Origin of the sequence: Bernardetia sp. Wsw4-3y2, from assembly GCF_037126295.1 — a bacterium.
In the GTDB taxonomy this organism is placed as follows: Bacteria; Bacteroidota; Bacteroidia; order Cytophagales; family Bernardetiaceae; genus Bernardetia.
Genome location: NZ_CP147017.1, coordinates 1,399,180 through 1,411,305 on the forward strand (window position 1 = coordinate 1,399,180; position 12,126 = coordinate 1,411,305).

The 12,126-nt window shown below is 33.5% G+C and carries 8 protein-coding genes; 6 read left to right on the forward strand and 2 right to left on the reverse strand.

Features of this window, described 5'->3' with window-relative positions; all coding sequences use genetic code 11:
- Nucleotides 1-56 precede the first annotated feature (56 nt).
- The 6 genes from aat (at nt 57) to V9L05_RS05580 (ending at nt 9,107) form a co-directional block, all read left to right on the forward strand.
- Entirely contained in the window at nt 57-770 is a 714-nt protein-coding gene (gene aat / locus V9L05_RS05555) for a leucyl/phenylalanyl-tRNA--protein transferase (RefSeq protein ID WP_338789902.1), read from the forward strand.
- A gap of 340 nt (nt 771-1,110) precedes the next feature.
- Complete coding sequence (gene speD, locus V9L05_RS05560; protein ID WP_338814705.1) at nt 1,111-2,460, forward strand: adenosylmethionine decarboxylase; 1,350 nt, start codon at nt 1,111-1,113, stop codon at nt 2,458-2,460.
- Between the two features lie 354 nt (nt 2,461-2,814).
- Nucleotides 2,815-4,107 carry an outer membrane protein transport protein gene (locus tag V9L05_RS05565; protein ID WP_338814706.1) on the forward strand — a complete coding sequence of 431 codons (1,293 nt, stop codon included), beginning with the start codon at nt 2,815-2,817 and terminating at the stop codon, nt 4,105-4,107.
- Nucleotides 4,108-4,377: 270 nt separating this feature from the next.
- Nucleotides 4,378-6,165 (forward strand): hypothetical protein, encoded by a 1,788-nt coding sequence (locus V9L05_RS05570; RefSeq protein WP_338814707.1) that lies wholly within the window; start codon nt 4,378-4,380, stop codon nt 6,163-6,165.
- A 172-nt stretch (nt 6,166-6,337) separates the two neighbouring features.
- Nucleotides 6,338-6,748 carry an OsmC family protein gene (locus V9L05_RS05575; protein WP_338814708.1) on the forward strand — a complete coding sequence of 137 codons (411 nt, stop codon included), beginning with the start codon at nt 6,338-6,340 and terminating at the stop codon, nt 6,746-6,748.
- Nucleotides 6,749-6,986: 238 nt separating this feature from the next.
- On the forward strand, nt 6,987-9,107 hold the full coding sequence (locus V9L05_RS05580) for a catalase (protein ID WP_338814709.1): 2,121 nt from the start codon (nt 6,987-6,989) through the stop codon (nt 9,105-9,107).
- 87 nt (nt 9,108-9,194) lie between these two features.
- Here the strand turns inward: V9L05_RS05580 and V9L05_RS05585 are convergent, their stop codons facing one another.
- The gene (locus V9L05_RS05585; RefSeq protein WP_338814710.1) at nt 9,195-9,623 is read right to left on the reverse strand and encodes a hypothetical protein; all 429 of its coding nucleotides are present in this window, start codon (nt 9,621-9,623) and stop codon (nt 9,195-9,197) included.
- 361 nt (nt 9,624-9,984) lie between these two features.
- The gene (serA, locus tag V9L05_RS05590; RefSeq protein WP_338814711.1) at nt 9,985-11,898 is read right to left on the reverse strand and encodes a phosphoglycerate dehydrogenase; all 1,914 of its coding nucleotides are present in this window, start codon (nt 11,896-11,898) and stop codon (nt 9,985-9,987) included.
- Nucleotides 11,899-12,126: the final 228 nt, after the last annotated feature.

Consider the following 12,126-nt stretch of genomic DNA (forward strand, 5'->3'; position numbering starts at 1 on the left):
GAATATATTCATAGAACAGTATTAAGTTATTTTTTATTTAAAAATTACGCTTCCTTATGGCTTACCGTCTTAATCCTAATACGTTAGATTTTCCTCCTGTTCAGTATTCTGATGAGGACGGACTTTTAGCAGTAGGTGGAGATTTATCAGAAGAGCGAATTAAAAAAGCCTATAATAACGGAATTTTTCCATGGTATTCAGAATATAGTCCTATTTTGTGGTGGTCGCCTAATCCACGTTTTGTTATCTTGCCAGAAAACTTCAAATTTGCAAAAAGCCTTAGACCTATTTTAAGAAAAAGAGAGTTTAGAGTTACTATTAATACAGCTTTTGAAAGAGTAATACAGCACTGTAAGATGGCAAATCGTCCTAATCAACACGGAACTTGGATTACTCCTGAAATGCAACAGGCTTTTATCAACCTTCATCATGAAGGTTTTGCGCATTCGGTAGAAGTTTGGAAAAATGAAAAACTTGTAGGAGGATTATATGGCGAAATTGTAGGAACATGTTTTTTTGGAGAATCTATGTTTGCCTTAGAAGATAATGCTTCAAAAGTTGGCTTTATAGTTTTGATAAAAAATTTATTACACAATGGATTTGAAATGATTGATTGTCAGGTTTTTACTGAGCATTTATCTAGATTTGGTGCTGATATGATTCCTCGTAAAGAATTTATACAACGATTGGAAAAAGGAAAAGAAAAACCGTTTGATAAAGAAAGTTTTGAAAGTAGTTTTGACGACTCTGTCGAATTTATTTTTACATAAAATCAGATTTGATTAATTATATTTGTCTAAGAAGTTATTTAAGGTATGTTCATAAAAATAAAAACTGCTTAAAATCGTGCGTTCAATTCCTCAGAACTGAACGGAACGCTTCCTCAGAAGCGTGATATTGCTATGAATTATGTTCCTCAAACACACTCATAATTTTTTATGAACATTCTTTGGGAAGTGTAACATAAATTATTTTGCTTTGCTTTGCATGTAAAACAGGGTTAAAACCCTGTTCAATTTATAATTCTGCCATTGTCAGTGCCCTCACGACGATAGTTAAAATAACTTCTAAAACTAAAACAGAAACAAAGTAAATTAAAGAAAAAAGCCATTGAATGCACTAGGAAGACACGTCATTGTAGAACTCTATGATTGTAAACCCTCATTATTAGATGACGTAATATATGTACAAAATGCTATGCAAAATGCAGCACAAGAAGCAGGTGCGACCATTATTAATCTTACCTTTCATCATTTTTCTCCGTACGGAGTTTCTGGGGTTGTCGTGATTCAGGAAAGTCATTTAGCCATTCATACGTGGCCAGAGTGGGGTTTTGCTTCTATTGACCTGTTTACTTGTGGCGAAAGCACAGATCCATGGAAATGCTATAATGTCCTGAAAGAAGCTTTTTCAGCCAGCCATGGTTCAACAATAGAAATGAGAAGAGGGCAATTAGAACTTTTAAAGAAAAATGACTATAAACCTTCCTCAATTTCTCAAAACAGTAATATTAGTGTTCAAAATAAACAATCTGTTTTTAATGCAAAAAATCAAGAAAATACTATAAGTAGAGAAATTTGGTTTACAGAAAGAGACGAAAATCTAGCTTTATCACTCAAACATAAGGGCGATTCGTTATTCAAAAAACAAAGTCCATTTCAGAAAGTAGAGGTTTTTGACACCTTCGCCTTCGGAAAAGCACTCGTTTTGGATGGTTTGGTGGTGGCTACTCAAAAAGATGAAGCTGCATATCACGAAATGCTTGTTCATCCTGCTTTTACGTTTTATAAAAAAAATATTTCCAGTTCAGAACCTAAAAAAGCAGGAATTAAAGTTTTGATTATTGGAGGTGGAGATGGAGGAACAGCTAGAGAAGTTTTGCGTTATGATTTTGTAGAAAAAGTAGTTATGATTGAGCAAGATGAAATAGTTACCCAAGCTGCGCAAAGTCATTTTGAAAGCCTTGCTAGTGCTTTAGAAAATCCAAAACTAGAACTTATTTTTTCAGAAGCAAATCAATTTTTAAATAGTTATTCGAAGGATGATAAAAAACAGACTTTTGATATAATAATTGTAGATGCAGCCGATACTATTCAAGAACCCATTTTAGATAAGTTATTTTTCAAAAAGCTATATAATTTATTAGATGATAATGGTGTTTTGGCTACCCAATGTGATGCTCCCCGTTGGCATCAAGAGCGTTTTGTGAGTATCATTAATTCTTTAAAAGACACATTTTTATTTAATCAAAATAATAAAACAGTTCTTCCTTATTTGAGTGCTGTGGCTTCTTTACCTACTGGAATGTGGGGATTTGCATGTGCTAGTAAAAACCAAACTATTTTTATAGAACAAAATCAAGATTTTACATCTGACTTTTATAAAGATTTATTTTATTACAATCAAGAAATTCATAGTGCTGCTTTTTGTCTGCCTAACTTTATTAAAAATTTGTTATGATAGATTAATTTTCTACTGTTCCTCTGTCCTAGTCTAATTTCTCAAAAAGTATTTCACTTTACTTTTGCATTAAAATTAAAGGCAAAAACTGAGACATCTTATAAAATAAAAGGCAAATTTATTTCGTAAATTAGTATGTTAGCCGAATTTTTTATACCTTTTCGGTAAAAATAAGCAAGATAATTTAGTATTTTAGCAAAAAATCATTTTGTTTTTTATCAAAATGACAAAAACGACTAAATTAGGTTTTGAAAACTTCCGAAAAAACTATTCTTTTGCTTTATTAATCGAATATATCACAAAAATCAATAATTCATTAATTATTTATTCACACACACAAACAGTGAAAATTTTATGAAAAAATTTCTCAAAAAAGCAACTACAAGCATCATTGGAGCAGGTCTGTTAAGTGCAGGTGTACTGCTTTCAAGCTCTAATGTTATGGCAAGTGGTTATCAAGTAGTTTTACAAGGTAGCCGAGTAACTGCAATGGGTAACTGTGCAGTAGGTTTTAGAGCAGGAGCACCAAGTTTATTCTTCAACCCTGGTGCAATGGCAATGGAGCAAAATAGCTCTATTATGTTGGGAGGAAATATTGTAAGTTCTAATGTGCAATATTTAGGAGCTAATAGTACAACAATAGAAGAAACAGATTCTCCTCTTTCTCCACCTTTCTTTGCGTATGGTATTTACAAAGTAAATGAAAAACTTACAGTAGGTTTAGGCGTAGTTACTCCTTTTGGTTCGACAGTAACTTGGGGCAATGAGTGGTCTGGACGTTATTCTTTAAATGAGCTTAGCTTAAAAGCATTTGTTATTCAACCAACAGTAAGTTACAAAGTATCTGAAAAATTTGGAATTGGTGTAGGTCTTGATATTGCAACAGGTTCAGTTTCTCTTGAGCGCAACCTTCCTATAGCTCAAGCTGGTGGTGATAGTAATGTACTTTTAGAAGGAAGTGCAACTCCTGCAATTGGCTTTAACATTGGAGCATACTATGAAGCAAGTGATAAAGTTTCATTAGGTATCAGTTATCGTTCTAAGATTGACTTAACAGTAGAAGAAGGTGATGCTAATTTTACAGTTCCCCAATTAGGTCCAATACAAGCAGCTTTCCAAGCTACAAAGTTTGATGCTACACTTCCTTTGCCTTCTGTAATTTCTGTTGGTGTAGGTATAAAGCCAATAGAAAAATTACAACTTGCTTTAGAATGGAATATGACAGGTTGGGATGCTTATCAAGAATTAAAATTTGAATATGATGCTCCAGTATTAGGATCAACAGAAACAGTTTCAGACCGTCATTACAAAAATTCTTCTGTCTTCAAATTTGGAGCAGAATATATGGCTACCGAATCACTTGCATTGCGTGGTGGTATTTATTACGACCAAACAGCAGTAGAGGATGGTTATATTACTCCAGAAACTCCAGATGCAAATACAATTGGTTATACATTAGGTCTTGGCTATACAGTTGGAGAAAGATTTACTATTGATGTTCATTATTTATTAGTAGATAAAGCAGAACGTGAAAATGTAGCAGCACCAAACTCTGGTGGAATTGATGGAACTTTCGAAGCAGGTGCAAATGTATTTGGTCTTGGTCTTTCTTACAAATTTGGTGGCTCTTCAAAGGCTTCTGAATAAAAAATAATAGTGATTAGTTATTAATGATTAGTGATAAATGTATAAAGTCAATTATCAAAAAAATCAGAGATAACTTTTTAAAATTATTCAATTTAGAGATAACATTGAATTAAATAAATACGTTTTAATGAGTTGTCAAGTAAAATAGATTATATTGAAATTCATAATTCGTAATTTTTAATTAGCTTCGCTGCTTTAGCAGGTCGTAATTGTTATACTACTGTTAATTTATATTATTTCAAAACACACAAAAATTAGCATATATTCATTATGAAATTATACAAAAAACTTTTCTCACGCTGGACAGGCGTAGCAATGATTGCTACAATGGGACTCTTTGCTTGTCAGCCAGAAATTGATGAGCCTACACTCACAACAGGTAGTGCAGATTTTACTACTTATGTAGCTCTAGGAAACTCACTAACATCAGGTTATGCAGATGGGGCTCTTTATCGTGAAGGACAAATCAACTCGTACCCTGAAATGATGGCTATGAGTATGCAGAAATTAGGAGGAGCAGCGTCTTTCAGTACACCCTTAGTTCCAGAAGGAAATGGTAGTGGTGGAGCTACTGGAAAAATTGAACTTACTGGTTTTAATGAAAAAGGGCGTCCTATGTTAACTCCAACACAAAATGACCCTTCTGTTTTTGCTTCAGTAGCTGCTGGAGGTCCTTATCAAAACTTGGGAGTACCAGGTGCAAGGTCTTTTCATTTATTGTTTGATGGGTATGGTAATCCTTCTAATTTGAGTACAGGATTGGCTAACCCTTTCTTTGTGCGTTTTGCTACTTCTGCCAACGCAAGTGTAGTAGCTGATGCAGCAGCACAAAATCCTACTTTCTTTACACTTTGGATTGGAAATAACGATGTATTAGGTTATGCTACTTCTGGTGGAGACCAAGGTGGAGACCAAATTACCCCAAAACCTCTTTTTGAGCAAGCTATCAATGGCATTGTAGCAGGTTTGGATGGTGCTAGCGGTGGAGCTATTGCCAATATTCCTAATATTTTAGGAGCGCCATATTTTAAGGCTGTGGCTTATAATGCTTTTGAATTTGAGCCAGAGGAAGAAGCATTAGTTACAGCCCTCAATGCAGGACTTCGTGCTAATGCATCGGCAGGCGTAAGACCTCTTGTAGAAGCTGGTGTGCGTGCAGAGGTTAGATCACAAGTAGTAGCTGGAGCTATCGAAACTATTATTCGTCCTGCAGTAGTAGCAGGGGCTAGAGCAAATGTAACTACAGAAGTTACAGCAGGAGTGCGTGCAGGAGTTATTCAACAGCAACTTGCTGGAGGAGCAACTCAAGCACAAGCAGAAGCTGCTGCTGATGCTTATATTGCAAGTGCTGACGGGCAAGCAGACATTACTACAAGAGTAGATGCTGCAATGGATAGTGAACTAGTAAAAGCAGGCATTGAAGCTGAAATACAAACACAATTAGCTTTGCCTTCTACCCAAGCTCTTATAGAATCTCAAACAGATCAACAAATGCAAAGTGAAGCGGTTCAAGCTATCATAGAAACACAACTCAGTAACCAACTAGATGCTCTTTTAGCTAATCTTACAGTTTCAGTAGGTGCTAATCCTTTCATTATTGCAACAGAGCGTTCGGCAGAGTTTCCACTTGGCTTACGCCCAGCTACACCAGATGATTTGATTTTACTCACAGCTAGTAATTACCTTGGTGCAGAGGCTGCTGCTGGTAGACCACCACTATTGCCAGAGCGTTTTGTACTTGACCCAAGTGAGCAAGCAAAAGTAGATGCTGCTGTGGCAGAATATAATACTGTACTTCAAGCTGCTGCTGGTGCTAAGTACGCTTATGTAGATATGAATGGCTTTTTCAATCAAGTACTAGGTGGCTATACATATCAAGGTGTAAACTATGACGCTAGATTTATATTGGGTGGTGCATTTAGCTTAGATGGTATTCACCTTACACAACGTGGTTATGCACTTGCAGGAAATGAGTTTATTAAAGCAATTAATGCAAAATATAATTCTAAACTTCCTTGGATTGATGTTAATAATTATAAAGGAATAACATTCCCTTAATCATAATTAACACTTTATTTTAGTAAAAAATAAAGTGTTATTCTGAATTCAAAACTCTAATTATCTCAAAAAGATGATTAGAGTTTTTTATTTTCAGAAACAAATTCAAAATGAAAAGAGTTTTAAAAACAAGCAAATATCATTTTATCAACTCAATTTTATTTTAAAGATTATGAAAAGACATTCAACAGCCGTATGGCAAGGAAGTGGAAAAGAGGGAAAAGGACACCTTACCACACAAAGTAAAACCCTAAACGAAACTCAGTATTCTTTCAAGAGTCGTTTTGAAGAAGGAACAGGAACAAATCCTGAAGAACTTATAGCAGCAGCACATGCAGGTTGTTTTACCATGAAATTAAGTTTTAACTTAGGAGAAGCAGGTTTTACTCCTCAAAACTTAGAAACTAATTGTAAAATTGCTTTAGAAGATGGTGCAATTACTACTTCGCATCTTACACTAAAAGCGAAAGTAGAAGGAATTACAGAAGAAAAATTTGCTGAGTTAGTAAAAGATGCTGAACAAAATTGTCCTATCTCAAAAGTTTTAAATGCTAAAATTAGTGTAGAATATACGCTCAACTAAACTTAATAAAATATTCCATCATTATTTTGTAGGCTATATTATAGAATAACAAATTAATGGCAACAAAAATCCTCATTCTTATTAAAAAAGGGAATGAGGATTTTTTTATTTTTTTGTTTAATTATATAACTATTTTTAGAATTATATGTTGATAAAGAATTAAACAAAGATAGAGTTTTAACTACTATCATATTTAACGACAGTTACTCTTAACCTATAAAATATCTAAAAATCAATTATGAGCAAAAAAACAAAAAAACAGGCTGATTTAGAACAGCATAAAACAGAACCTGAAAATAAAGTTATGACTACCAATCAAGGGTTAAAAGTCAATGACACAAATAATTCTCTGAAAGCAGGAGTAAGAGGTGCTACACTTTTAGAAGATTTTTTGCTACGAGAAAAAATAACACATTTTGACCATGAAAGAATTCCAGAACGCATTGTTCACGCCCGAGGAAGTGCAGCGCATGGATATTTTGAGTTATATGAAAGTCAAGAGAAATATACCAAAGCAGGCATTTTTAATGATACATCAAGAAAAACACCTGTATTTGTTCGTTTTTCTACTGTAGCAGGTTCAAAAGGTTCTCCTGATTTGGCTCGTGATGTGAGAGGTTTTGCTGTAAAATTTTATACAGAAGAAGGAACTTGGGATTTGGTGGGTAACAACATGCCGATTTTCTTCATTCAAGATGCTATGAAGTTTCCAGACTTGATTCATTCTGTAAAGCCTGAGCCTGATAGAGAAATTCCTCAAGCTGCTTCAGCTCATGATACTTTTTATGATTTTGTTTCTTTGACTACTGAAACACTGCATAATCATATATGGGTAATGAGCGACCGAGGAATACCTCGTAGTCTTAGAATGATGGAAGGCTTTGGTATTCACACCTTCCGTTTAATTAATCAAGAAGGAAAATCACATTTTGTAAAATTTCACTGGAAACCACTATTAGGAGTTCATTCTGTAACATGGGATGAAGCTGTTAAAATTAATGGTGCTGACTCTGATTTCCATCGCCGAGATTTATGGGATGCTATTGAAGCTGGGCAGTTTCCAGAATGGGAATTAGGTTTTCAAATTGTGCCAGAAGAAGACGAACACAAATATGATTTTGATTTGCTTGATCCTACTAAATTAATTCCTGAAGAAATAGTACCTGTTCAGAAAATAGGTAAAATGACACTTAATCGCAACCCTGACAATTTTTTTGCTGAAACAGAACAAGTTGCTTTTTTGCCTGGTCATATAATTCCTGGTTTAGATTTTACGAATGACCCATTATTACAAGGACGATTGTTTTCATATAGAGATACACAGCTTTCTCGTTTGGGTACAGTTAATCATCATCAGATTCCTATTAATCAGCCTATCGTTCCAGTACATAATAACCAACGTGATGGACACATGCAAGGCAGAATACCAAAAGGAAAGACAGCTTATTTTCCAAACAGTCTGAGTGGTGGATGTCCACATTTGGCAAAGATAGCTGAAGGAGGATTTGATTCGTTTGAAGAGCGTATAGATGCCAAAAAAGTAAGAAGTAGAAGTGAAAGTTTTTCTGATCATTTTTCACAACCTGCACTTTTCTATCGCAGCTTAAAAGAGTGGGAAAAAGAGCATGTAGCAGAAGCCTATACTTTCGAATTAGGTAAATGTACACATTCACATATTCAAGAAAGAATGCTTTGGCTTATCGAACAAATTGATACAGGTTTAGCTAATAAAGTGGCAGAAGGTTTGGGAATGAGTATTCCAAAAGATATAGAAAGACCTATTAATCAAGCAATAGGAGCAGATGCTGATGTGGAAAGTCAGCAACCAACAAAGAAGAAAAACTATTTGGAAAAATCAGATGCACTAAGCCAAACCCACATAAAAACCAAAAGTATAGCTACTAGACAAATAGCTGTCTTAGCTGCTAATGGATTTGATATGGCGAGTTTTGGTAAAATGTCAGAAGCATTAGAAAAAGAAAATGCCGTAGTCAAAATTATAGCTCCTCATGGTGGTTCAATTACATGTAATGAAGGTATGGAGCATAAAGTAGATGCTGCTATAATGACAACTGAAAGCGTATTATTTGATGCTATATTTATACCTAGTGGAAAAAAATCTGTTGAGCAGTTAATGAAAACGGCTAAGTATAAAAAATTTGTCAATGAAGCATTTAAGCATTGTAAAGCAATAGCTGTGACAGGAGAAGGAGAAGAATTTCTCAATCATACTTATGTAAAAGAGCATAAAGATGATAAAGCAGTCTTTGTAAATGCTAATTCAAAAGATTTTATAGAAGCAATAGCAAATCATCGAAATTGGGAACGTTCTTCCATCGTCAAAGATATTCCTGTTTAGAAAACTAAAATTATTTTTGAGTGTAATACAAATTCCTCATTCCTTAGATGGGAATGAGGAATTTGTATTTTGTTGGATTTTTTAGATTTATGTAGAAGATGAATATTCTTCTTCTGAACTCAAAATCCATTCTCTTGCTTTCTCTTTATCATCAAAAAACTCACTTGCAAAACCTTTTAGAGTATCTTCATCAATTAGTTGTTCAATGCTTAACTGTGCAATTATATCACTGCTTGACAAAAGTGCCAGTTTTTTGACTCCTACTTCACGCATGTCTGTAAAAATAGTTTGATTTACCCATTTTTGTGTTTCAGGATGAATGGTAAATAAAAAATCACTAGCATCAGTTATAAAAGCAGAAGTACTTTTTTCTACTGCTATTTTGGTTTGTTCTGAAACTTCTTTCTTAAAAGTAGCCTCATCAAGAGTTTTAGAGTTGGGAAGCCAAGTATTAACTTGGTAATTTCCTTCTTGTATATATTCAATAGTAAGATAAGAACTTTCGTATACTTTCATAATTCATTTGCTTTTAGGATAAATATAATTTTTTAATTATTTAATTTTATAGATACAATCCAATATTACGATAAATAGCTATTAAATAAGCTATTATACATTGTATTATACTAATATCAATTAAAAAGGTTGTAGCTAAAATCTATACATATTTACTTATGTACTTTTTTTAGAATAATAAAATTAATTAGTAAAACTATCTTTTCCTTTAAAAAAAGGGAAACATATACAGACACAAGAAGCAATCTTGCGTTAGTAAAAAGGAAATTCCTATCAATCAAAAAACCTCATTCCAATTAAGAGAATGAGGTTTTTTGTGGTATTTTTAAATATTTTCAAAAGCTCTGGTAATAAAATTATATCAATACAAAATACGAAAACGAATAGTATCTTCAATATTCTTAAGTTCTTCGATTACTTTTTCATTGTATTTTTGATTGACATCAGTAATTACATAACCAATTTTCTCATTTGTTTTGAGATATTGTCCCACAATATTTACCTCATTTTTGGCGAAAATTTGATTTATTTTAGCCAAAATTCCAGGTACATTGCTATGAATGTGCATCAAGCGATGAGCATTTTGAAGTTTTGGAAGCTGTAACTCTGGAAAATTAACACTAGAAAAAGTATTTCCTGCATTGATATAATCCATCATTTTAGTAGGAACAAAAAGTGCAATATTTTCTTGTGCCTCTACTGTACTTCCTCCTACGTGTGGCGTAAGAATTACATTTGGAATTTGACGCAATTCTGAAACAAATTCTTCTTGATTGTTTTTAGGTTCTTCTGGATAAACATCAACACCTGCACCCAAAATTTTTCCACTCTTTAGATTTTCTACCAAAGCAGGGATATCGACAACTTGTCCACGAGCCAAATTCATAAAGACAACACCCTCTTTCATCAAATCAAACTGTTCTTTTCCAATAATATTTGAGTTTTCGGCACGTCCATCTACATGTAAAGAAATAACATCAGCAATACTCAAAAGTTCTTCTAAAGAGTTGCACATTGTTGCATTTCCCAACGCCAATTTATCCACAATATCATAAAAATAGACTTTCATTCCCAAGGCTTCAGCCACAACAGAAAGTTGTGAACCAATATTTCCATAACCAATAATACCTAGTTTTTTTCCTCTAATTTCGAAACTATTATTTGCCGATTTATTCCATTTTCCTGTGTGCATTTCCATGACACTTTTCGGAACACCACGCATAAGCATAATCATTTCTCCAATTGCAAGTTCGACCACACTTCTAGTATTACTATAAGGCGCATTAAAAACTACAATTCCTCTGTCCTGACAGGCTTCTAAGTCAATTTGATTTGTTCCAATACAAAATGCTCCGACAGCTAAAAGTCGGTCAGCATGCTCTATAACTTTGGAAGTCAGATTAGTTTTAGAACGAATACCTAAAATAGACACCCCTTTAATTTTTTCGATTAATTCATCTTCGTTGAGTGCGCTTGAAAGTAATTCTACTTGATAGCCTTCTTTTTCCATCATTTCTTTTGCTGAAGTATGGATATTTTCCAAAAGTAAAACCTTGATTCTATTTTTTGGATACGAGATATTACGAGCTAGTTTGTTTACATATAAAAACTCATCAAGATTTTGCGCTTCGTGGTCGGCTTTACTAATTACTTTTTCACGTTTTATATTTTCTGTAAAAGCATAAAATTCGTTAGCTAGTCCTGCTTCTTTGATTTCATAATCGGTATAACCATCGCCAATCACATAAATATCACCTTGAAGATTTAGCTCTCTTAGTAACTTTACTTTTCCATTATCTTCTGACAAAACATTGCTTGCATCAAAACCTTTTATTTTTCCATCTTCATCAAACTCAAACTCGTTAGCATAAATATTTTCTGATTTTATACCAAACTTGGTAACAATTGGAACAATAAAATCTTTAAAGCCACTAGAAACAATCAGAATTGTATCTTTATGGGTATCGAAAAAATTCTGATTTCTCTTGAAAGATTCAGATACTTTTTCGCTTAGTTTTTCGACAAGTTCTGGCAAATGGCTTTTATTTGCTTCCAAAATCGCAATTCTTTTATGTAAAGATTCTCTAAAAGAAAGATTTCCATCCATGGCTTGATCAGTCAAAGACTGGATTTGAGAAAGACGCTCTTTTTTTTCTGGGTGATTTTGCAAAGCTATTTGACAGAGTTCGTCCATGGCTTCTACTTTTGTAAAAGTGCTATCAAAATCTATGATAAAATATTTTTGCTTTTCTGTAGTGTCTTTTGTAGGATTCATAAACTAAATAGAAATGAAGATAATTTGATTCTTTAGACTTTCGTTTTTTGTTTGTGTGCGTTTGGCTACTAAGTTATGAAAAATTAAATTATCGTTTCTTAATACAGCAAAACGAAACATTCAAATTATCCGTAAGTTTGTAAAAAGTAGAACTAAAGACAAATAAAAAAGCATTCTCTTTTACCTCTCTTAACTCTGTGGTTCAAAAATGTATTCTCATTCTATGCA

Bases quoted from the DNA above. Each gene is read 5' to 3' on its own strand.
- serA (WP_338814711.1), bottom strand. From the start codon at position 11,898: ATGAATCCTACAAAAGACACTACAGAAAAGCAAAAATATTTTATCATA.
- V9L05_RS05565 (WP_338814706.1), top strand. From the start codon at position 2,815: ATGAAAAAATTTCTCAAAAAAGCAACTACAAGCATCATTGGAGCAGGT.
- V9L05_RS05580 (WP_338814709.1), top strand. From the start codon at position 6,987: ATGAGCAAAAAAACAAAAAAACAGGCTGATTTAGAACAGCATAAAACA.
- aat (WP_338789902.1), top strand. From the start codon at position 57: ATGGCTTACCGTCTTAATCCTAATACGTTAGATTTTCCTCCTGTTCAG.
- V9L05_RS05570 (WP_338814707.1), top strand. From the start codon at position 4,378: ATGAAATTATACAAAAAACTTTTCTCACGCTGGACAGGCGTAGCAATG.
- V9L05_RS05575 (WP_338814708.1), top strand. From the start codon at position 6,338: ATGAAAAGACATTCAACAGCCGTATGGCAAGGAAGTGGAAAAGAGGGA.
- V9L05_RS05585 (WP_338814710.1), bottom strand. From the start codon at position 9,623: ATGAAAGTATACGAAAGTTCTTATCTTACTATTGAATATATACAAGAA.